19 protein-coding genes are annotated in these 20,672 nt (G+C 70.7%); 7 read left to right on the top strand and 12 right to left on the bottom strand.

Features of this window, described 5'->3' with window-relative positions:
• Positions 1-35: 35 nt before the first annotated feature.
• Positions 36-542 carry a MarR family winged helix-turn-helix transcriptional regulator gene (locus ABH920_RS26220; RefSeq protein WP_370351780.1) on the bottom strand — a complete coding sequence of 169 codons (507 nt, stop codon included), beginning with the start codon at positions 540-542 and terminating at the stop codon, positions 36-38.
• Positions 543-736: 194 nt separating this feature from the next.
• Here ABH920_RS26220 and ABH920_RS26225 point away from each other — a divergent pair, with 194 nt between their 5' ends.
• From ABH920_RS26225 to ABH920_RS26235, 3 genes are all read left to right on the top strand, one after another.
• Positions 737-2,134: a M16 family metallopeptidase gene (locus tag ABH920_RS26225; protein ID WP_370351781.1), complete on the top strand. Its 1,398-nt coding sequence runs from the start codon at positions 737-739 to the stop codon at positions 2,132-2,134.
• Positions 2,131-3,492 (top strand): M16 family metallopeptidase, encoded by a 1,362-nt coding sequence (locus ABH920_RS26230; RefSeq protein WP_370351782.1) that lies wholly within the window; start codon positions 2,131-2,133, stop codon positions 3,490-3,492. The genes ABH920_RS26225 and ABH920_RS26230 overlap by 4 nt, the downstream gene beginning before the upstream one ends.
• Positions 3,493-3,951: 459 nt before the next feature.
• Complete coding sequence (locus ABH920_RS26235; RefSeq protein WP_370351783.1) at positions 3,952-6,075, top strand: putative Ig domain-containing protein; 2,124 nt, start codon at positions 3,952-3,954, stop codon at positions 6,073-6,075.
• Positions 6,076-6,129: 54 nt separating this feature from the next.
• On the opposite strand, the gene ABH920_RS26240 is transcribed toward ABH920_RS26235, so the two are convergent.
• Together ABH920_RS26240 and ilvD are read right to left on the bottom strand one after the other, a co-directional pair.
• The gene (locus ABH920_RS26240) at positions 6,130-7,011 is read right to left on the bottom strand and encodes a TIGR03560 family F420-dependent LLM class oxidoreductase (protein WP_370351784.1); all 882 of its coding nucleotides are present in this window, start codon (positions 7,009-7,011) and stop codon (positions 6,130-6,132) included.
• A 3-nt stretch (positions 7,012-7,014) separates the two neighbouring features.
• A complete protein-coding gene (gene ilvD / locus ABH920_RS26245; protein WP_370351785.1) occupies positions 7,015-8,868 on the bottom strand; it encodes a dihydroxy-acid dehydratase in 1,854 nt (617 codons plus the stop codon).
• 178 nt (positions 8,869-9,046) lie between these two features.
• Here ilvD and ABH920_RS26250 point away from each other — a divergent pair, with 178 nt between their 5' ends.
• Complete coding sequence (locus tag ABH920_RS26250) at positions 9,047-9,904, top strand: hypothetical protein (protein ID WP_370351786.1); 858 nt, start codon at positions 9,047-9,049, stop codon at positions 9,902-9,904.
• Here the strand turns inward: ABH920_RS26250 and ABH920_RS26255 are convergent, their stop codons facing one another.
• The gene (locus tag ABH920_RS26255) at positions 9,905-10,996 is read right to left on the bottom strand and encodes a serine hydrolase domain-containing protein (RefSeq protein ID WP_370351787.1); all 1,092 of its coding nucleotides are present in this window, start codon (positions 10,994-10,996) and stop codon (positions 9,905-9,907) included.
• 12 nt (positions 10,997-11,008) lie between these two features.
• Entirely contained in the window at positions 11,009-12,436 is a 1,428-nt protein-coding gene (locus tag ABH920_RS26260; protein WP_370351971.1) for an MFS transporter, read from the bottom strand.
• 289 nt (positions 12,437-12,725) lie between these two features.
• Here ABH920_RS26260 and ABH920_RS26265 point away from each other — a divergent pair, with 289 nt between their 5' ends.
• A complete protein-coding gene (locus ABH920_RS26265; RefSeq protein ID WP_370351788.1) occupies positions 12,726-12,998 on the top strand; it encodes a type II toxin-antitoxin system Phd/YefM family antitoxin in 273 nt (90 codons plus the stop codon).
• A gap of 161 nt (positions 12,999-13,159) precedes the next feature.
• Here ABH920_RS26265 and ABH920_RS26270 read toward each other — a convergent pair whose 3' ends face one another.
• Entirely contained in the window at positions 13,160-13,639 is a 480-nt protein-coding gene (locus tag ABH920_RS26270) for a MarR family winged helix-turn-helix transcriptional regulator (RefSeq protein WP_370351789.1), read from the bottom strand.
• Between the two features lie 104 nt (positions 13,640-13,743).
• Entirely contained in the window at positions 13,744-14,766 is a 1,023-nt protein-coding gene (locus ABH920_RS26275; RefSeq protein ID WP_370351790.1) for a DUF2127 domain-containing protein, read from the bottom strand.
• Between the two features lie 205 nt (positions 14,767-14,971).
• On the opposite strand from ABH920_RS26275, the gene ABH920_RS26280 reads away from it, so the two are divergent.
• Positions 14,972-15,280 carry a DUF3817 domain-containing protein gene (locus ABH920_RS26280; protein ID WP_370351791.1) on the top strand — a complete coding sequence of 103 codons (309 nt, stop codon included), beginning with the start codon at positions 14,972-14,974 and terminating at the stop codon, positions 15,278-15,280.
• Positions 15,281-15,293: 13 nt separating this feature from the next.
• On the opposite strand, the gene ABH920_RS26285 is transcribed toward ABH920_RS26280, so the two are convergent.
• The 3 genes from ABH920_RS26285 to ABH920_RS26295 are packed head-to-tail and all read right to left on the bottom strand — an operon-like array spanning position 15,294 to position 17,866.
• Complete coding sequence (locus tag ABH920_RS26285) at positions 15,294-15,677, bottom strand: VOC family protein (RefSeq protein WP_370351792.1); 384 nt, start codon at positions 15,675-15,677, stop codon at positions 15,294-15,296.
• 51 nt (positions 15,678-15,728) lie between these two features.
• Positions 15,729-16,688 carry a methylmalonyl Co-A mutase-associated GTPase MeaB gene (gene meaB, locus ABH920_RS26290; protein ID WP_370351793.1) on the bottom strand — a complete coding sequence of 320 codons (960 nt, stop codon included), beginning with the start codon at positions 16,686-16,688 and terminating at the stop codon, positions 15,729-15,731.
• A 26-nt stretch (positions 16,689-16,714) separates the two neighbouring features.
• Positions 16,715-17,866: an acetyl-CoA C-acetyltransferase gene (locus ABH920_RS26295; protein ID WP_370351972.1), complete on the bottom strand. Its 1,152-nt coding sequence runs from the start codon at positions 17,864-17,866 to the stop codon at positions 16,715-16,717.
• Between the two features lie 200 nt (positions 17,867-18,066).
• Here ABH920_RS26295 and mce point away from each other — a divergent pair, with 200 nt between their 5' ends.
• Entirely contained in the window at positions 18,067-18,510 is a 444-nt protein-coding gene (gene mce, locus ABH920_RS26300) for a methylmalonyl-CoA epimerase (RefSeq protein ID WP_370351794.1), read from the top strand.
• Between the two features lie 83 nt (positions 18,511-18,593).
• Here mce and ABH920_RS26305 read toward each other — a convergent pair whose 3' ends face one another.
• Both ABH920_RS26305 and ABH920_RS26310 read right to left on the bottom strand, forming a co-directional pair.
• Entirely contained in the window at positions 18,594-19,301 is a 708-nt protein-coding gene (locus tag ABH920_RS26305; protein ID WP_370351795.1) for a polysaccharide deacetylase family protein, read from the bottom strand.
• Positions 19,301-20,650: a UDP-N-acetylglucosamine--N-acetylglucosamine transferase gene (locus ABH920_RS26310; RefSeq protein ID WP_370351796.1), complete on the bottom strand. Its 1,350-nt coding sequence runs from the start codon at positions 20,648-20,650 to the stop codon at positions 19,301-19,303. Before ABH920_RS26310 ends, ABH920_RS26305 begins: the two co-directional genes overlap by 1 nt.
• Positions 20,651-20,672 lie beyond the last annotated feature (22 nt).

Raw genomic sequence — 20,672 nt, forward strand, 5'->3', positions numbered from 1 at the left:
GCAGAGGCGCTCTGAGCTGTGGTTCCGTCAGATCGCTAGACCTCGAAGTCGCCGGCGGCGACCCGCAGGTCGCGCAGCACGGCGAACAGCTCGCGGTGCTGCTCCGGGCTCAGCGCGCCCATCCCGAACTCGGCCGCCATCAGGTCGCGCGTGGCGTCCTCCACGACCTCGCGCCCCTTGGCGGTGATCTCGGCCAGCGTGCCGCGGCCGTCGTCGGGGTTGGGGCGCCGGGCCACCAGGCCCGACTTCTCCAGCCGGTCGATGATGTTCGTCACCGACGTCGGATGCACCTGCAGGCGCTGCCCGATCTTCGACAGCGGCAGCGATCCGGCCCGGCTGAACGTCAGCAGCACCAGCGCCTCGTAGCGGGCGAAGGTGAGCTCGTAGGGTTTGACGATCGCGTCGACCCGGGCCAGCAGCAGCTGCTGCGCGCGCATGACCGAGGTGATGGCGAGCATCGATGTGGACTCGCCCCAGCGGTCCGTCCACGACTGGAAGGCGCGCTCGATCGGGTCGAACGCGAGATTGCGGTCCTTGGGCACGCGGTTACGTTAGTCGGTCCGCGCGGCCAACGGCCGGGGCGACCGGGTGGCGGACTGGTGAGTAGCAAACGCCGCGCGAGGGCGCGCCAGCACCGGCCCGTACCGGCCCGTACCGACCCGAGCCTCCCGGCGCCGCCGGGACGGTCTGCGCGTTGAGTGGACGAACCGGCGACCGATCGCGTTGACTGGCAAACGTGACAGAGGTCAAGAGCGAACCGGGTACGCCAGAGGCCGAGAAGGCCGCCGCATCATTCCCCTGGCCGATCCACGAAGCAGTGCTCGACAACGGACTGCGCGTCGTGGTCAGCGCCGATCCCACCACGCCGATCGCCGCCGTGAACCTCTGGTACGACGTGGGCTCGCGCCACGAGCGGGCCGGGAAGCACGGCTTCGCGCACCTGTTCGAGCACTTGATGTTCGAGGGGTCGTCGCACGTGGCCAAGGGTGAGCACTTCGAGTGGGTGACGGCGGCGGGCGGCGCCGCGATCAACGCCACCACCAGCCCCGACCGTACCAACTACTTCCAGGTCATGCCCTCCTCGCAGCTGGAGCTGGCGCTGTGGCTGGAGGCCGACCGCATGGGCTCGCTGGCCCTGACCCAGGACACCCTGGACAACCAGCGCGAGGTCGTGAAGAACGAGCGGCGCCAGCGGTACGACAACCCGCCCTACGGCCGCTGGGTGGAGTACGCGCTCCAGCTCACCTTCCCCGAGGGCCACCCGTACCACCACACCACCATCGGCTCGATGGACGAGCTGCAGGAAGCGGCCCTGGAGGACTTCCAGGACTTCAACGCGGTCTACTACTCGCCGAACAACGCGGTGCTCACGGTCGCCGGCGACGTCGACGCCGAGGAAGTCGTGCGCCTGGCGGAGAAGTACTTCGGCGGGATCCAGCGGCACGGGGACATCCCGGCCGCGCCGGACGGCACGCTGCCGCAGATCAAGATCGGCGAGACCAGGCGCCGGGTGGAGCCGGACGACTCGGTCCCGCGCCCGATGACGTTCATGATGTTCCGCGCCCCGGACGCCCGGCACCCGGACTTCACCGCCGTCGAGGTGCTGGCCACCGTCCTGGGCCGGGGCCGCGGCTCGCGGCTGTACCGCAAGCTGGTCACCGAGAAGAACCTCGCGCAGCGCGAGGAGTCCTACACCTCGGTATGGAATCTGGCTTACGGCGCCTCGGTTTTCTTCGCGCTGTTCAGCCCGCGCGACGGCGTCGAGGCGCCCGAGGTGGAGCGGGAGTTCACCGCCGTGCTCGACGGCCTGGCCGACGGCACCGAGCCGGTGTCGGAGGCCGAACTCGGCCGGGCCAAGGCGCTGCTCACCAGCGACTGGCTGCGGGCCGTCAGCGAGCTCGGGGGGCGGGCCGACCTGCTCGGCCAGTACGCGACCCTGGAGCGCGACCCGAAGATCGTGCGCGAGTACCTGGCGCGTCTGGAGGCGGTCACCGCCGAGGACATGCAGCGCACCGCCGCCCTGATCCTTCCCGACGACAACCGCGTCGTCATCGAGTACGTGACGAACGCGACGCCGGAGGCCGAGACCGACGGGGACGCCGGCGCCGACGACGCCCAGGAGGCCGACGCATGAGCACCAACACCCTGGTCACCGAGCGTCCGGCCGGCGGTCCTCCGCGCCCGTACGAGTTCCCGGCCGTCACCCGCACCACGCTGCCCGGCGGCCAGATCGTCGCCGCGCACCTGCCGGGCCAGCGCATGGCCTACGCCGGGGTGCTGCTGGAGGCCGGATTCGTCCGGGAGCCGGCGGGCAAGGAGGGCGTCGGCAAGATCACGGCGGACCTGCTGCGCGAGGGCACGGAGCTCAAGAGCGGCGACGACTTCGCCCTGGCCCTGGAATCCCTGGGCGCCTCCTGGTCCGGCTCGGTCGACGCCGACGTGCTCCGGGTCGGCGTCCAGGCGCCGGTGGACCGGCTCGGCGCCGCGCTGGCGCTGCTCGCCGAGGCGCTGCGCCGGCCCCGGCTGGCCGAGAACGACTTCGACCGGGTCCGCGGCGACCGCGTGGCCAAGCTGACCACCGCCTGGGCGATGCCCGGCACCCGCGCCAACGAGGCCCTGAACCGCGGGCTGTACCTGCCGGAGAGCCGCTACAGCAAGCAGGACACCGGGACCGTCGCCTCCGTCAGTGCCCTGACACTGGACGACGTCCGCGCGTTCCACGGCGCGCACCTGGCCCTCGGCGGCACCCTGCTGCTGGCCGGCGACCTGTCGGGGGTGGACGTCGCCGCGCTCGGCGAGGTCCTGCTCGGCCAGGCCGCCCCGGAGGTCGCGCCGCCGGCCCCGACCGGCGCCCGCGACCTGGTGGACCGCGAGATCCTGGTGGTGGACCGGCCCGGCGCGGTGCAGTCCGTGCTGGCGATCGCGCACCACGCGCCGCGCCGCGACACCCCGGACTACACGGCGATCGAGGCCATGGCCACGATCCTCGGCGGCACCTTCAACTCGCGGCTGAACCACCAGCTGCGCGAGGTGAAGGGCTACACCTACGGCGCGCGCGGCGGCTTCGACCTGAGCCGCGACAGCGGCGTGTTCTCTGCGACCGCGTCGGTGCACACCGAGGTGACCGCCGACGCCGCGGTGGACGCCCTGGCCGAGATCGAGCGCATCAAGACCGGCGGCGTGACCGACGACGAGCTGGCCTCGACCAAGGCCTACCGGACCGGCTCGCTGCCGATCGCGCTGCAGACCCCCGGCTCGGTCGGCGGCGCGCTGGCGCAGATCGTGGAGTTCGGGCTGCCGGACGACTACTACACCCGCAAGTACACCGAGTACACGCAGCTGTCCAAGGACGAGGTGGACGCCGCCGCGGCCAAGCGGCTGTTCCCCGAGCACGCGGTGGTGGTGATCGAGGGCGACGCCGAGAAGATCCTTCCCGGGCTCACCGAGGCCGGGATCGGCACGGTCCGGGTGGACGACGAAGGACAGGCTTGATCTGCTTGATCTTTTCCCGCTCGATCTCTTCGCGAGGCTCGCGGGACAAGACCTTTAGACACCTTCTCCCGAACCTCTGAATTTGCTCTGAATATCAAGGCCCGCTGATCCCCGGGATCAGCGGGCCTTGATGCTGTCTCCAGGTGTTGACCTCGGCATTAACCGTCACAGAAGCCTCTTGCGACGCCCTTACCCACCCCTTGCGGCAGACCCTCCGCACGCTAATTCTGACGGCGCTTCCCCGGGTTTACAGAATATTTACCGGCGATGTGCGTTGACGGCGAACCGAAAGCCCCCTAATTTCCCGGTCGGTACGTGTCCTTACACCCCACCCTCCAAGACTGGACCGTGAACCGGTTCGGAGAGGAACACCACGTGCACCGGGTCCCACTGAGAGCGGCGGCAGGCCTTGCCGCAGCGGCGATCACGCTGTTCGCCTCCGCCGCGAACGGAGCGGCGATGACAGCGCCCTCCGGCGCCGACGCCGGCAGCTCCGGCACCACCACGCAGAACCCGTATGACCCCACGTACGGCCACCCCTACCGGCACGGGGCCGTCCCCACGATCCAGCAGAACCAGAAGGAGAAGGCCTGGAACGCCGCGCACCCCAGCACCAACGCCACCAACGCGGCCACCGGTCCGGAGACGCTGTCCTACGGCGGCGGCATCGACGGCATAGGCGTCAACGACGGCGGCAAGAGCAAGGTCTACCTGGTTTTCTACGGCAGCCAGTGGGGCACTGAGAGCACCGACTCCAACGGCAACGCCAAGTTCACCGGCGACCCGGACGGCGGCGCCTCGGTCGCGCAGCAGATGTTCAAGGGCATCGGCACCAACAACGAGCTGTGGTCGGCGGACCTGACGCAGTGGTGTGACGGTGCGGGCGTCGCGACCGGTGCGGTCTCCTGCCCGACCAACCTGCCGGCTTCGCAGTACATCAACTACCAGTCCGGCGGCGTGCTCGCCGGTGTCTGGTACGACAACTCCGGCGCCTCCCCGAGCGCCGCGTCCGGCCACCAGCTGGGCCAGGAGGCGGTGAACGCCGCCGCACACTTCAGCAACACCACCGCGGCCGCGAACCGTAACGCGTACTACGTGATCCTGTCCCCGACCGGCACCAACCCGGACAACTACCAGGGCCAGTACTGCGCCTGGCACGACTACAACGGTGACTCCACCCTCACCGGCGGCGCCGTGACCTCGCCCTACGGCGACATCGCCTTCTCCAACCAGCCGTACAACATGGACTCCGGCGCCGGCTGCGGCGTGGGCTTCGTCAACTCCCCCGGCACCCTGGACGGCTACACCATCACCCTCGGCCACGAGTGGCACGAGATGATGTCCGACCAGAACCCGGCCGGCGGCTGGACCAACAACACCGGGTCGTCCTACAACGGCCAGGAGAACTCCGACGAGTGCGCGTGGCTGGCCCCCGGCACCACCGGTGGCGGCGGCAACGTCTCCTTCGGTTCCTTCGGCACGTACCCCGAGCAGGCGTCGTGGTCGAACGACACCAACGCCTGTGCCCTGTCGCACCCGATCATCAACCACGGGACGACCGAGACGGTCTCCGTGACCAACCCGGGCAACCAGACCTCGACGCAGGGCACCGCCATCGGCACCCTGCAGATCTCCGGCTCTGACTCCGCGGGCAAGTCGCTGACCTACTCGGCCACCGGGCTGCCGGCCGGCCTGTCGATCAGCTCCTCGGGCGCCATCACCGGCACCCCGACCGGCACCGGCACCTCGTCCGTGACCGTCACCGCCTCCTCGGGCACCGCGACCGGCACGACCTCCTTCTCGTGGACGGTCAACGCCCAGGGCGGCACCGAGACGGTCTCCGTGACCAACCCCGGTAACCAGAGCTCGACGCAGGGCACTGCCATCAGCACCCTGCAGATCTCGGCGACCGACTCCGCCGGCAAGTCGCTGACCTACTCGGCCACCGGTCTCCCGGCCGGCCTGTCGATCAGCTCCTCGGGCGCCATCACCGGCACCCCGAGCGCGGCCGGCACCTCGAACGTGACCGTGACGGCGTCCTCGGGCACCGCCTCGGGCTCGACCTCCTTCACCTGGACCGTCGCCTCCTCCGGTGGCGGCGGCTGCACCGCGGCCCAGCTGCTCGGCAACCCCGGCTTCGAGACCGGCAGCGCCACCCCCTGGTCCGCCACCTCCGGCGTCATCAACAGCGACACCACCTCCGAGCCCGCCCACTCCGGCAGCTACGACGCCTGGCTCGACGGCTACGGCACCACCCACACCGACACCCTGTCGCAGAAGGTCAGCATCGCCTCCACCTGCAAGACGGCGAACTTCTCCTTCTGGCTGCACATCGACACCGCGGAGACCACGACCACCACCGCCTACGACAAGCTGTCGGTGCAGGTCCTCAACGCCTCCGGCACCGTGCTCGGCACCCTGGCCACCTACAGCAACCTCAACCACAACAGCGGCTACACCCAGCACTCCTTCAGCCTGGCCAGCTACATCGGCCAGACCATCACCCTGAAGTTCACCGGCACCGAGGACGCCTCGCTGCAGACCTCCTTCGTCATCGACGACACCGGTCTGAACGTGAACTGACGACCCGGTCCTTGAACAGGGGCTAGGTTTTAGATCAGATACAGATCAGAACAACTAGATCAGAGCACGTAGTGCGGGCAGCCGCTCGGCGACCTTCTCCAGGTCGGCGAGCGGCTGTTCCGGTGCGAAGAACAGCACGATCTCGGTGAAACCGGCGTCCAGCCACGGCGCGACGTCGTCCACCACCCGGCGCGGGTCCGGCCGCAGCTGCACCGAGCGCCGGATCTCCCCCGGGTCCCGGCCGACCTCGGCGCACCAGCGGTCCAGGACGCCGGAGAGCCGCGCGGCCTCCTCGACCCCGTCGTGGTTGACGGTGTTCCAGACGTCCGCCTGCTCGGCCACCAGCTTCAGCATCCGCTTCTCGCCGGTGCCGCCGAGCCAGATCGGCGGATGCGGGGTCTGCACCGGCTTGGGCGCGTGGACCGCCTTGTCGAGGGTGTAGTGCTCGCCGGCGAAGTCGGTGAAGGGCTCCGGAGACCACAGGGCCTTGATGATCCGCAGCGCCTCGTCCAGCTTCTCAATACGCTGACGCGCGCCACCGAGCTCGAGGCCGAACATCCGGTGCTCGTACTCGGACCAGCCGGCGCCGATGCCGAACTCCAGGCGGCCGTCGGACAGGTGGTCGACGGTGGTGGCGATCTTGGCCAGCACTCCGGGGTGGCGGAAGGTGTTCGCCGTGACCATGGCGCCGATGCGCGCCCGGCGGGTCTCGGAGGCCATGGCGGCCAGCAGCGACCAGCCGTCGTACAGCTCGATCGCCGGGTCCGGCTCGGTCACGGTGGCCAGGTTGCCGGCACCGGCCAGGTGGTCGTAGACCCACAGGTGGTCGAACCCTGATTCGTCGGCGAGGCGCCAGAAGGCGCGCAGCGCCGCGATGGTGGTGCCCTGCGGGACCAGCTTCGCGCCGATCCGCAGGGGGTGCTGGGCCGCTGCCACGCCTCAGGCGCCGATTTGGCCGAGGTCGCGCACACCGCCGGTGGAGGCGCTGGAGGCCAGGGCGGCGTAGGCGCGCAGCGCCACCGAGACCTGGCGGTCGCGGTCGCGCGGCCGGTAGCCGCCGAGATCGGCGAGCAGCTTCGCGCGGCGCTCCTCCACGATCTCCGGGTCCACGTCCAGGTGCAGGGTGCGGGTGGCGATGTCGATCTTCACGGTGTCGCCCTCCTCCACCAGCGCGATGACGCCGCCGGACGCCGCCTCCGGGGAGATGTGGCCGATAGACAGCCCCGAGGAGCCGCCGGAGAAGCGGCCGTCGGTGACCAAAGCGCACTTGGCGCCCAGGCCCGTACCCTTGAGGAAGGACGTCGGGTAAAGCATCTCCTGCATGCCGGGGCCGCCCTTGGGGCCCTCGTAGCGGATCACGATGACGTCGCCGGGCACGATCTTCTTGGCCAGGATCGCCTCGACCGCGTCGTCCTGGGACTCGAAGACCCGCGCGGGCCCGGAGAACTCCCAGATCTTCTCGTCCACGCCGGCGGTCTTCACGATCGCGCCGTCGGTCGCCAGGTTGCCCCACAGGACGGCCAGGCCGCCGTCCTTGGTGTAGGCGTGCGCCAGGTCGCGGATGCAGCCGTTCTCGGCGTCCGTGTCCAGGCTGGCCCAGCGGTTCGCGGTGGAGAACGGCTCGACGGTGCGCACGCCGCCGGGCGCCGCGTGGTACAGCTCGGTCGCGGCCTCGGAGGCCTTGCCGCCGCGCACGTCCCACTCGTCCAGCCAGGTCTGCAGGGTCGGCGCGTGCACCGAGTGCACCTCCGGGTCCAGCAGCCCGCCGCGGTGCAGCTCGCCGAGGATCGCCGGGATGCCGCCGGCGCGGTGCACGTCCTCCATGTGGAACTGGCTGCTCGGCGCGACCTTCGCGATGCACGGCACCCGCCGCGAGACGTGGTCGATGTCCTTGAGCCCGAAGCCGACGCCGGCCTCCTGCGCCGCGGCCAGCAGGTGCAGCACGGTGTTGGTGGAGCCGCCCATGGCCACGTCCAGGGCCATCGCGTTGCCGAACGCGGCCGGGGTGGCGATCGCGCGCGGCAGGACCGCCTCGTCGTCGCCGTCGTAGTAGCGGCGCGCCAGCTCCACGACGGTGCTGCCGGCGCGCTCGAACAGCTGCCGCCGGGCCTCGTGGGTGGCCAGCACCGAGCCGTTGCCGGGCAGGCCCAGGCCGAGGGCCTCGACCAGGCAGTTCATCGAGTTCGCGGTGAACATGCCGGAACAGGAGCCGCAGGTCGGACAGGCGGAGCGCTCGATGTCGCCGAGCTGCTCGTCGGTGACCGTGTCGTTGGCCGAGGCGATCATCGCGTCGATCAGGTCGATCCTGGAGTGCACCACGCCCTCGATGGCCGTGGTCTTGCCGGCCTCCATCGGCCCGCCGGAGACGAACACGGTCGGGACGTTCAGGCGCAGCGCGGCCATCAGCATGCCGGGCGTGATCTTGTCGCAGTTGGAGATGCACACCAGCGCGTCGGCGCAGTGCGCGTTCACCATGTACTCCACGGCGTCGGCGATCAGCTCGCGGCTGGGCAGCGAGTAGAGCATGCCGGCGTGGCCCATCGCGATGCCGTCGTCGACGGCGATGGTGTTGAACTCCTTGGCGACGCCGCCGGCTTCCTTCACCGAGTCGGCGACGATCTCGCCGACGTTGCGCAGGTGCACGTGGCCCGGGACGAACTGGGTGAAGGAGTTCGCGATGGCGACGATCGGTTTGCCGAAGTCGTCGTCCCCCATGCCGGTGGCCCGCCAAAGCGCGCGCGCCCCCGCCATGTTGCGTCCGTGGGTGCTGGTACGCGACCGCAGGGCTGGCATGCGCGGCTCCGATCTGTATCTGTCCATCGAGCCTTTCGCGGTCCATCGACTCGCGGGGCTCAGCTTGAGACGTTCATTCTCGCACTGTGGACTCTACCCTTCCAGCCGCGTCCGGGAAGTGGACGCCGCGCGAGAACCCCAGGTCCGGTCCCCGTGACCTGCGCGTAAGATTCCCGCCGTGGCGAAAACGGGGCGGACTCGGGACATGATGGACCCGGCGGGGCGGATGGTGAAGGTCCAGCGCAGAACCCGGATAGTGCGGTGGATCGGCACGGTGCTGGCCGGGATCGTCGCGGTGCTCGCCACGGTGTTCACCGTGGACGCGGCGCTGACGCTGGCGGCGCACCAGGGCGACCAGAACGCCTACGACCACGCGCCGTACTGCCAGGGCGTGACGAACGCGACCGAGAGCTGCGTGCTGCGCACCAATGCCAGCGTGGCCTTGGTCGACGTCACGAAGAACACCGGCAAGAACGCCCACGGCTACACCACCTCGGCGCTCCTGGCCCCGCAGATCGGCGGCCAGGACGACTGGGTCGACCTGAGCTCCTCGAGTGACCTGTCCGGCTCGGTGAACCAGGGCGACACCATGCCCGTGCTGGTCTGGCGCGACCAGATCACCCGGTTCACGTTCGCCGGCCGCACCCACGACTCCGACGCGAACCCGCACCACATCGTGGCCGGCGACCTGGTGGAACTCGCAGTGTGGCTGACCGTGGCGGCGGCGTTCGGCCGGCCGCGGATCCGCCGGCTGCTGCGGAACCGGATCGCGATCAACCTGCACCGCAACCGGATCCCGGACTGGACGCTAGTCGGGCTGGTGCTGGCGACGGCGGTCGCCGCGCTGCTGCGGGCGTCTTATGCGGCGGCCGGCTTCGGGGTGGCCGCGGTCGCGGTGCTGGCGCTGTCGGCGGCGTGGCCGTTCGTGCCGTGGGTGGCGACGCCGTTGGCGGCGCAGCCTTATGTGCCCGGACAGCGGGCTGCGGCGAGGAAGGCCAGAACGCAGGGGCGGACGCGGTCGAAGCGGCTGCCGTGATCAGCTCGGCCGGCTGACCGCGGCGCGAATCAGATCGCTGAGCTCGGTCTGCCAGGCGAGCGCCGGGCCGCGCGGGGTCATGTGGTTCGACAGGTAGGCGACCACGAGGTCGTGCTCGGGGTCGGCCCAGGCGTTGCAGTAGTTGCTGCCGTTGTGGCCGAAGACCTCCTTGCCCGCGGTGCGGCCGAAGGGCTTGACGGTCTCGATCGGCATGGTGCCCCAGCCGAGTTGGAAGCCCGGGGACCAGCGGACGGCGTGGCCGATGACCGGGTCGACGCGCATGGCCTCGGCGTCGGTGAAGGCGGGTTTCAGCGCCTCCTGCACGGTTTCCGGCTTGAAGAGGGTGACGCCGTCGTGGCTGCCGCCGTTCAGGAGCAGGTGGTGGAACCGTGCGACGTCGCGGGCTGTGGAGTGGACGGTCGCGGCCGGGATCGGGGCGGTGCGGACGAACTTCTTGTCGAAGCGGGCCACTTTCAGGCGGTCCGGGAACGAGGTTCTCGGGGCCTTGGACAGTTCCAGGACGGTTCGCTCGTTCCATGCGGACGGCGGGAGTCCGAGGGTGGTGTCGTCCAGTCCGGCCGGAGCGAATAACTCAGTCCTCAGATACTCGGCGAGCGGCGTTCCGGTGACGCGTTGGAGGAGTTCGCCGAGGATGAAGCCGTGGCTGAGGATGTGGTACGCGGAGGAGCGGCCCGGCTCCGTCTTCGGCTTCGCCGCGGCGGCCGCGCGGGTCGAGCGGTCCCAGTCGTGCATGATCAGGGCGTCGCCGACGACGTGCCACGTGGACAGGGGCGCGCCGGTGGAGTGGGTGAGCGCGTGGCGGGGCGTCACGGCGTGCTTGCCGGAGCGGCCGTATTCGGGCCAGTGGTCGGCGATCGGGGCGTCGAGGTCGAGGGCGCCGCGTTCGGCGAGGAGGTGGACGGCCATCGCGGTGAACGGTTTTCCGGTGGACCACAGGAGGAACTGAGTGTCGGGGTCGCATCTCACGCAGACGTCGAGGATCGGTGCTCCGTGGTGCAGGACGTGCAGTTGGGCGCGTCCGGGGCGTTCGGAGACCAGCTCGGCGATGCGGGTGAGGGCGTCCTCGTTCATCGCTCCAGCTTGTCAGGCGGGGTCGTCGGCCGGCGTGCCGCTCGTTCCGCCGCCCCCGCTCGTGTCGGCGGTTCCGCTGGTCGTACCGCTCGTGCCGGCCCGGCGGCTGCGCCAGTCGGCGACCGCGACCACCAACGCGCCGACCTCGAAGCAGATCGCGACGACGGCGCCGGCTTGGAAGGCGTTGGCGAAGCCCTTGCCGTGGCCGACGCGGGAGAAGAAGACGGCGCCGACACAGGCGATGCCGAGCGCGGAACCCAGGCGCTGTGCGGTCTGCATGACGCCGCCGGCCGTGCCCGCGCGCGCCACCGGGACCTCGGACAGCGACAGCGCGAGGTTGGGGGCGATGACCAGGCCGGAGCCGACGCCGGCGACGAGCAGCGGGCCGGCGGTCGCGACGCCCGCGCCGCGGCCGTGGACCCAGTGCACGACCAGGATCGCCGCTCCCGTGCCCACCGCCACCAGGACGATGCCGAGGATGACCAGCGGGCGGCCGTGCTTGCCGACCAGGCGTCCGCCGAGGGTGGCGCTCACCGCCGAGCCGAGCGCGAAGGGCGTGGTGGCCAGGCCCGCTTCCAGCGCGCTGTACTGCAGGCCGTTCTGCACGAAGAGCGTGAAGATGAAGAAGATCGTGGTGAACCCGGCGAAGTAGAGCAGGCCGAGCACGCTGCCGCGGGTGTAGGAGCGGATGCGGACCAGCGTCGGCGGGACCAGCGGCGTGTGCCCGGAGGCCGCGACCCGGCGCTCCCACTGCGCGAAGCCGATGGCCAGCAGCACGCCGAGCACCACCAGCCACCACTTGCCACGGCCCTTCCACTGCTGCTCCTGCACCAGCGGCAGCATGATCGCGACCACGGAGGCGCCCAACAGCGCCACCCCGACCCAGTCGATGCGCCCCTTCGCCCCGATCCGCCCGCACCCGACGCACCCCGGAATCAGCCGCAGCGCGAGGACGAACGCGACGACCCCGATCGGCAGGTTGACGAAGAACACCCACCGCCAGCCGTGATCCTCACCCCCGGCCGCGATCAGCAGCCCGCCGACCAGCGGCCCCACCGCCGTCGCCAACCCCACCGTCGCCCCGAAGTACCCGAACGCCCGAGCCCGCGCCGCCCCGGAGAACATCTCCTGGATCAACCCGGAGATCTGCGGCCCGAGAATGCCCGAAGCGAACCCCTGCGCCAACCGCGCCACGACAAGAAAGGCGGCCCCGGGCGCGATCCCGCACAACCCGGACGCGACAGTGAACGCAGCGAGCCCAACCAGGAACGCCGTCCGCCGCCCGACCATGTCCCCGAAGACCCCGGACGGCACAAGGATGAGGCCGAAGGTCAGGGCGTACCCGGAGACCACCCACGACAGGTCCGCGGGCGTGGCGTGCAGACCCTTCTGCATAGAGGGCAGGGCCACGTTGACGATGGAGACGTCGAGCAACGTCATGAACCCGACAAGCAGGCAGACGGCCAGCGCCCGGTACTTGTGGCGCTCGGAAAGACCCGCGATCCCGGGAATGCTGGAATGCGCCTCGGGGAGCTCGTCGGGATCGACGGCGACCGCCGCCGCACCGGGGTCCGGTTCGGGGTCTTCCGTGGCGGAGGTCACAGTCGTCACGGTGACAGTGGTCGGGGTGGGCTGCAAGTCGAGGGGTTGTGAGGTGAGAGTCGCTCATCAGAGTGAACAAGGTTGGTCTTCGGTGTAAGACAAAACCTTCAAAGTGGAGCATTTGCGTATGACCGATACCTACACCGTAACCGAGGCCCGCGCGCACCTCGGCGAAGTCATGAACAAGGTTCGTCATGGCGGCAAAGTCGTCGAGATCACGCAGCACGGCAAGCCCGCCGCCTTCTTGATTAGTCCCAAGCTGCTCGCTTACTACCGTCAGCTTGAAAACGAATACGACATCGCCGAGGCAAACCGGGCCAAGGCCGAAGGCAGGCCTTCCATCTCTCACGCCAAGGTTGCGGCACGATTCGGGCTCCAACCCGACGGGCGTCCCGCCTGAGCTATGAGGTCGGGTAGGAGCTGGCAGCAATCAGTCGGCCAAATGCGCCGTTAATGGATCATCCCTAAGCGCTGAGCCTCGACTACGAAGTCGCCGACACCGATCAAGCCCCATTCAAATCTTGATAGTCGGCCGCTCCGACGACCCCCGCTGACCGAGCCCTAGCCCCGCCCCGGCTCCAGACCCTTGCCGATCACGTCCAGGATCTCCCCCAGCGTGAGCAGCTGCTCCCGGCTCAGCGGCGTGATGAACGCCTCGCGGACGTCCGCGACGTGCGTGGGCACCGACGCCAGCAGCTTCTCCCAGCCCTGGTCGGTGAGGACGGCGAAGAAGCCGCGGCCGTCGGTCTCGCAGGGTTCGCGGCGGACCAGGCCTTCCTTCTCCATGCGGCTGATCTGGTGGGACAGGCGGCTCTTCGAGAGCAGGGCGCCTTCGGCGAGCTCGGTCATCCGGATGCGGCGGAGCGGGGCTTCGGAGAGGCGGGCCAGGACCTCGTAGTCGATCAGGGTCAGGCCGTGGCCTCGGGACAGGCTGGCGTTCAGGCGGTCCGGGAGCAGGCGCATCACCGAGATGTACTGACGCCAGACGGCCTGCTCGGTCGGGTCGAGCCAGGCTGGTTCGGCGGTGCCCTCGGCGGTCATGCTTCCAGCCTACGGCAGTTGTTGAACGTGAAACGGGCTCAGCCCGCCGACCTGGTGAAGAGGGCGGCGGGCTGAGCGGGAATGCGGTATGGGGGCGTCGCCGGTTACTGCGCGCCGCCGTTGTTCGGATCGGACGGGGGCTGGGTGGGCAGGGTGGTCGGCAGCGTGGTCAGGACCACGGTCTCGGCCGTCTGCCGCACCGGAGGCGCGGGCTGCGGGGGCGGCATGGGCGGCATGGGCGGCGACGCCTGCGCGGGCATCCCGCTCAACGTCACCGTCTCGTCCAGCGCGTGCTGGCCCGGCAGCGCACCGGCCGCCGGCCCCGCCGTGCCGAACCCACCCGCTGTGCCGAACCCACCCGCCGGCCCGACCGCGCCCGGCGCGCCGAACGCACCCGCGGCACCCGCCGCAGCCGCCGCCGGACCGCCCGGCGCACCGGCCGCCGCACCGCAAGCGGCCAACTCCACCGTCATCAGCGACTCGGCGTGCTTCTGCGCCTCGAAAGCCTTGCCGCCGCCCCGGATCCCGAACAGCCGCTTGGAGACCAGCAGGTACACCACGGCCGCGACGTTGATCGTGAACGTGCAGATCGCGAAGATGTAGGACTTGTGCTCGTGCACCTTGTTGTAGCCGTCCCAGATCTCCAGCGGCAGGAAGATCGACGTGCCGACCGCGGTCAGGTACTCGCCCCACCGCTTGGCCAGCCACAGCCCGACGCCCTCGACCGTCTCCAGCAGCGCGTAGCCGCCGAGCAGCAGCGCCACCGTGTGGATCGACTTCGGGCTGTAGTTGAACGTCTTCCGGATCCGCTCGACGATGCTCGCGTGCTCCACGTCCCACCCGAAGTGGTTCGCGAACGGCTTGAACGCCGACAGGTCCGACTCGAAGAGCCGCTGCACCGCGTTCTGGCTGCTGCCGAACTTCCACACCGCCCAGGCGATCAGCATGATCACCACGCCGCGGACGATCCGCTCGACCGCCAGCAGCCGCAGGATGAACAAGTCCCGCAGCGCCTTGCCCCGCGGCACGATCGGCGCCCGATCCGCCGGCCCGCTGCCCTTGGGGTCCCCGATGACGAAGTCCCCACACCGCAGACACCGCCACGCCTGCCCGTGAACGGTCCCCACCTGAAGTCTCGCGGCCAGTTCCGCCTCTACCCCGGATCCGACCGGTGCGTAGGTCTCATGCCCCCGACGCGCACAATGGCGCCTGTTCCAGTCACGCATGGTGCCAGAGTAGGGGGAGCCGCAGAGCCGTGGTACCAGGTCGGGTATTCTCACCCGGGATATACCGACACGTTGTCGGTGATAACCCTGAACTGCGAGGAATCCCGTGACCACTGCCGATGTGACGACCGCCGAGGACACCAAGCTCGCGCGCTTCCGCGTGGTGTCGCTGGCGGAGGGTGTCTCGTTCCTCATCCTGCTGTGCGTCGCGATGCCGCTGAAGTACGCCGCGCACATGCCGGCCCCGACCATGGTCTTCGGCATGATCCACGGCCTGCTGTTCCTGGCGTACCTGGCGCTGGCCTACGACGTGAAGCAGGCGCACGACTGGGACGCCAGGCGCTTCCTCGTGGTGCTGATCGCCTCGGTCATCCCGACCGGGCCGTTCTGGCTGCACAAGTCGCTGAAGAAGTAAGGCCGCCGACTGCTCACAGGGCGCACGGGAGGTAGTCCGCGCGCCCTTCGTCGTCGAGCTCGAACGGTCCCTCGGGGATGACGCAGAACTCGTTCCCCTCCGGATCGGCCATCACCAGGAAGCCTCCGCCGGCGTACTCCGGCAGGTAGCGCGCACCCAGCGCCTCCAGGCGTTCCCGCTCGGCCGCCGGATCCGCCGCACCGACGTCGAAGTGCACGCGGTTCTTTCCGGCCTTCGGCGCGTCGACCCGCTGGAACCCGAGCCCCGGCCCCTCACCGCGGACCAGCCAGATGAACGGCCCGATCCGGGCCGCGACCGGCCGGTCGAGCACCTCGGCCCAGAACGCGGCCAGCACCTCCGGGTCCCGGCAGTCGATGATGATGTCCTTGATCTTCATCAGACTCCGACCTTCATGAGACCTCGACTCCCCCTCAAGCTCCGACCGCGCTCAGGCCCCGACCCCGGCCACCAGCTCGTCAGCAGCCGAATACGGGTCCAGCTCCCGCCCCACGACCCGCTCGGCGAGCACCGACAGCCGCCGGTCGCCGCGCAGGTCGCCGATGCGCGCCCGCAGCGCGGCCAGCGCGATGCCCTCGATCTCGACCGAGGCGCGGTACCGGCGCCGCTCGGCGAGCTTCCCGTTCTCCTCCAGCCAGCCGCGGTGCTTGTCCAGCGCCTCGACGAACTCCTCGATGCCCTGGCCGGCGGAGGCGACCGTCTTCACGATCGGCGGCCGCCAGTCGCCGGGCGAGCGGGACTCCCCCAGCGCCAGCATGTGGCCGAGTTCCCGGGCGGTGGCGTCGGCGCCGTCGCGGTCGGCCTTGTTCACCACGAACAGGTCGCCGATCTCCAGGATCCCGGCCTTGGCCGCCTGGATGCCGTCGCCCATGCCCGGGGCCAGCAGCACCACCGAGGTGTCGGCGGTCGCCGCGATCTCCACCTCGGACTGCCCGACGCCGACCGTCTCGATCAGCACCACGTCGCAGCCCGCGGCGTCCAGCACCCGCACCGCCTGCGGCGTGGCCGCCGACAGGCCGCCGAGGTGCCCGCGCGAGGCCATGGAGCGGATGTAGACGTCCCGGTCGGTGGCATGCTCCTGCATCCGGACCCGGTCGCCGAGCAGCGCGCCGCCGGAGAACGGGGAGGAGGGGTCGACGGCCAGCACGCCGACCCGCTTGCCCTGCGCGCGAAAGGCCGTGACCAGCGCGGACGTGGAGGTGGACTTGCCGACGCCGGGTGAGCCGGTGAGGCCGACGACGTACGCGTTGCCGGCGTACGGCGTCAGCGCGGCCATCACCGCGCGCAGCAGCGGGGAGCCGTCCTCCACGTGGGAGATCAGCCGCGCCACCGCGCGCGGGTCGCCCTTGCGGGCGCGTTCGACGAGGTCCGTCACGTCATTGCCAGCCACGGCCGGTGATCCTATCCGCGCCGGGGTCAGCCGCGCTTCGGCACGGTGATGATCAGCGCGTCGCCCTGCCCGCCGCCGCCGCACAGCGCCGCCGCGCCGGTGCCGCCGCCGCGCCGCTGGAGCTCCAGGGCCAGGCTGAGCACCAGGCGCGCGCCGGACATGCCGATCGGGTGGCCCAGCGCGATGGCGCCGCCGTTGACGTTGACGATCTCCTCGTCGACGCCGAGGTCCTTCACGGACTGCACGCCGACCGCCGCGAAGGCCTCGTTGATCTCGATCAGGTCCAGGTCGGCCACGGTCAGGCCCTGCTTGCCCAGGGCGTGCTTGATGGCGTTCGAGGGCTGCGACTGCAGCGAGGTGTCGGGACCGGCGACGTTGCCGTGCGCGCCGATCTCGGCGATCCACTCCAGGCCCAGCTCCTCGGCCTTGGCCTTGGACATCACGACCACCGCGGCGGCGCCGTCGGAGATCTGGGAGGAGGTGCCGGCGGTGATGGTGCCGTCCTTGGTGAACGCCGGACGCAGGCCGGCCAGGCTCTCCACCGTGGTGTCGGGCCGGATGCCCTCGTCGGTGGCGAACAGGATCGGGTCGCCCTTGCGCTGCGGGATCGACACCGGGGTGATCTCGGCCTCGAAGACGCCGTTCTTCTGCGCGGCGGCGGCGCGCTGGTGCGAGCGGGCCGCGAACTCGTCCTGCGGCGCGCGCTCGATGCCCAGCTTGGTGTTGTAGTTCTCGGTGGTCTGGCCCATCGGGATGTTCTCCCAGGGGTCGGTCAGGCCGTCGTAGGCCATGGCGTCGAGCATCTCGACGGCGCCGTACTTGAAGCCCTCGCGCGACTTGGGGAGCAGGTGCGGGGCGTTGGTCATGGACTCCTGGCCGCCGGCCACCACGATGTCGAACTCGCCGGCCCGGATCAGCTGGTCGGCCAGCGCGATCGCGTCCAGCCCGGACAGGCAGACCTTGTTGATGGTGATCGCCGGCACGGTCAGCGGGATGCCGGCCGAAACAGCCGCCTGGCGGGCCGGGATCTGCCCGGCGCCGGCCTGCAGCACCTGGCCCATGATCACGTACTCGACCTGCTCGGGGGCGACCCCGGCCCGCTCCAGGGCCGCCTTGATCGCGACCCCGCCGAGGTCGGCGCCGGAGAAGTTCTTCAGGGAGCCGAGCAGGCGACCCATGGGGGTCCGCGCGCCTGCGACGATCACCGACTTGGTAGCGCTCACGACGATGCTCTCCAGTGTCTGCCGAAAGTGAGGGGAAAGTAGAGCTTGGTGCTGGCCACCAGCCTAGTCAGCAGTAAATTACTCGTCAGTAGCTTAGGGTGTCGTCTTCGACACAACCCCGCGCGCGCCCAAGACCATCCCGGGAGGATGTCCCCATGTCTTCACCACTGACCCGCATCGACCACATCGGCATCGCGTGCCGCGACCTCGACGAGACCGTCGAGTTCTACCGCGCGACCTACGGCTTCGAGGTCTTCCACTCCGAGGTCAACGAGGAGCAGGGCGTCCGCGAGGCGATGCTGAAGATCAACGACACCGGCGACGGCGGCGCCAGCTACCTGCAGCTGCTGGAGCCGATCCGCGAGGACTCGGCCATCGCGAAGTGGATGGCGAAGAACGGCGAGGGCGTGCACCACGTCGCCTTCGGCACCGCCGACGTCGCGGCCACGACCACCGACATCGTCGGCAAGGGCGTGCGCTCGCTGTACCCGGAGGCGCGGCGCGGGAGCATGGGCTCCTCGATCAACTTCCTGCACCCGAAGGACGCGCACGGGGTGCTGGTGGAGCTGGTGCAGGCCGCCGAGAGCGACGAGCACTGACAAGGACGAGCACCGATAAGACCGACAAGCAGACCGGGCCCTCACTCGGATGGAGTCGCCCGGATGGCGTATCCGGGCGACCATCACACTCCCACGCGGCCGTGTTCACGAAGCGGGCCGACCGCCCACCCGCGCTCGTCGCAGTGGTCGAGGAGCAGCGGCACGGCGCCGAGCGTGGCGTGCCAGGAGCCGGGCTTGGCGGTGCAGTCGGTGTCGTGGAGCAGGATCGTGCCGCCGCCGGTGAGGTCCTTGGTGACCTGGCGGTGGACGCCGCTCGGGGTGGCACGCGCCGTCCAGTCCTCGCCCCAGCTGGTCCAGAGCGTGGGCCGCAGCCCCAGATGCCGAGCGCTGCGGTGCGCCGAGGCGGTCATGACTCCATAAGGCGGCCGGAACAGTGTCGGCTGCTCGCCGGTGAGGTCGGCGAGGAAGTCGCGGGCCCGAGTCAGGTCCTGGTCAGTCGCCCGGGGGCTGCGGAACAACAGGCTCTGGTGGTGCCAGCCGTGCACGCCGATCTCGTGCCCGGCCGCCTGGATCTCGCGGACCAGGCCCGGTGCGCGCTCGGCCATCGCGCCGAGCAGGAAGAAGGTCGCGTGCACGCCCCGCGCCGCCAGCAGTTCCAGGAAGCGCGGTGTCGAGTTCGGGTCCGGACCATCGTCGAAGGTCAAGGCGACATGATCAACAGCACCGCGCGCCGCCAACCCGGGCAGCACTCGGTTGCGGACCGGACCAAAGGTCGTAGTCGCCGGAAAGGGATGCAGGAGCACAGTCGCGGCAGCAGCCAAGGTGCGCATCAGACCGCCGCCGCCGCTGCCGAGCCGACCGCCGAGCCAGCCAGGCCCGCCGGACCAGCCGAGCCAACTGAGCCAGCCAGGCCCGCCGGACCAGCCGAGCCAACTGAGCCAGCCAGGCCCGCCGGACCAACCGAGCCAGCCAGGCCCGCCGGACCAGCCGAGCCAACTGAGCCAGCCAGGCCCGCCGGACCAACCGAGCCAGCCAGGCCCGCCGGACCAACCGAGCCAACACCGGCACTGGCACCAGCACCAGCCACCCGACCCCCACCACCCAGCAGCTCCATGATCACCGCATCCGCCTCCGCCCCGTCCCCGACCATCGCCAGCCCGGCATTGTGCTGCCGCCGCCCCCGCACCCCCGAGGCCAGCTCCCGCAGCGCCCCCGCCAGTTCCCCCTCCGACCGCACCCACACCGCGAGCCCGGCCTCGTCCAGCACCGCCGCGTTCGTCCGGCCGTGCCCGACCAGGCTCCGGTAGGTCGCGACCGGCAGGCCGGTGGCGAAGGCCTCCAGCGTGGAGGAGGCCCCCGCGTTCTGCACCATCACGTCGGCGGCCGCCATCAGCGTCGGCATGTCCCCGACCCAGCCGAACACGTGCGGGAACCCCGCCGCGCGGAGCCGCCCCCGCAGCACCTCGTTGCGTCCGCACACCACCACCGGCGTCACCACGCCCGAGGCCGCCAGGTCGCGTGCGGTGCGCTCGATGTCGCCGACGCCCCAGGAGCCGCCGAGCAGCAGGGCCAGCGGCTTGTCCGCCGTGTCCAGGCCGAAGCGCGCCCGCGCCGCCTGGCGCCGGGCCGCCGTGCGCGCGGTGAACCGGGCCGACACCAGCGGCCGGGCCACCGCGACCCGGGACGGCGCCACGCCGTGCGCCACCGCCTGGGCCGCGGTCACCGCGTGCGGCGCCAGGTACAGGTCCACGCCCGGCGCGATCCACAGCGGGTGCACCGAGAAGTCCGTGAACGTCACCACCACCGGCACCGCCAGGCGCCCCGAGGCCCGCAGCCGGCCCAGCACCTGCGCCGCCAGCGGGTACGTCGCCACCGCCGCGACCGCGTCCGGCGGTATCGCGTCCAGCACCGCCTGCTCCGCGCCGCGCAGCAGGTGCCGCTGCACCAGGCCGGGGCGCGCCGCGCGCTCGGTGCGCGAGTAAATGCACTGGTACAGCGCCGGGGCGTGCGTGATGATGCGCCGGTAGGAGCCGCACACCGCGCGGCCGGCGGGCATCAGGGCCAGGAAGTCGTGCCGGTCGACCGCGAAGCCGCGCGCGGTCAGCCGGTCGGCGAGGGCCTGGGCGGCGCTGTCGTGACCGGCGCCGACCGAGGCGGAGAAGATGACCACGCGGGACATGTGAGTCCTTCCGGAGAACATT

Source organism: Catenulispora sp. EB89, assembly GCF_041261445.1.
GTDB lineage: Bacteria > Actinomycetota > Actinomycetes > Streptomycetales > Catenulisporaceae > Catenulispora.

Coding starts and splice junctions, on each gene's coding strand:
- ABH920_RS26230 (WP_370351782.1), top strand. CDS start 2,131: ATGAGCACCAACACCCTGGTCACCGAGCGTCCGGCCGGCGGTCCTCCG.
- ABH920_RS26235 (WP_370351783.1), top strand. CDS start 3,952: ATGACAGCGCCCTCCGGCGCCGACGCCGGCAGCTCCGGCACCACCACG.
- ilvD (WP_370351785.1), bottom strand. CDS start 8,868: ATGCCAGCCCTGCGGTCGCGTACCAGCACCCACGGACGCAACATGGCG.
- ABH920_RS26255 (WP_370351787.1), bottom strand. CDS start 10,996: ATGAACGAGGACGCCCTCACCCGCATCGCCGAGCTGGTCTCCGAACGC.
- ABH920_RS26260 (WP_370351971.1), bottom strand. CDS start 12,436: ATGACGTTGCTCGACGTCTCCATCGTCAACGTGGCCCTGCCCTCTATG.
- ABH920_RS26265 (WP_370351788.1), top strand. CDS start 12,726: ATGACCGATACCTACACCGTAACCGAGGCCCGCGCGCACCTCGGCGAA.
- ABH920_RS26270 (WP_370351789.1), bottom strand. CDS start 13,639: ATGACCGCCGAGGGCACCGCCGAACCAGCCTGGCTCGACCCGACCGAG.
- ABH920_RS26285 (WP_370351792.1), bottom strand. CDS start 15,677: ATGAAGATCAAGGACATCATCATCGACTGCCGGGACCCGGAGGTGCTG.
- ABH920_RS26295 (WP_370351972.1), bottom strand. CDS start 17,866: ATGGGTCGCCTGCTCGGCTCCCTGAAGAACTTCTCCGGCGCCGACCTC.
- mce (WP_370351794.1), top strand. CDS start 18,067: ATGTCTTCACCACTGACCCGCATCGACCACATCGGCATCGCGTGCCGC.
- ABH920_RS26305 (WP_370351795.1), bottom strand. CDS start 19,301: ATGCGCACCTTGGCTGCTGCCGCGACTGTGCTCCTGCATCCCTTTCCG.
- ABH920_RS26310 (WP_370351796.1), bottom strand. CDS start 20,650: ATGTCCCGCGTGGTCATCTTCTCCGCCTCGGTCGGCGCCGGTCACGAC.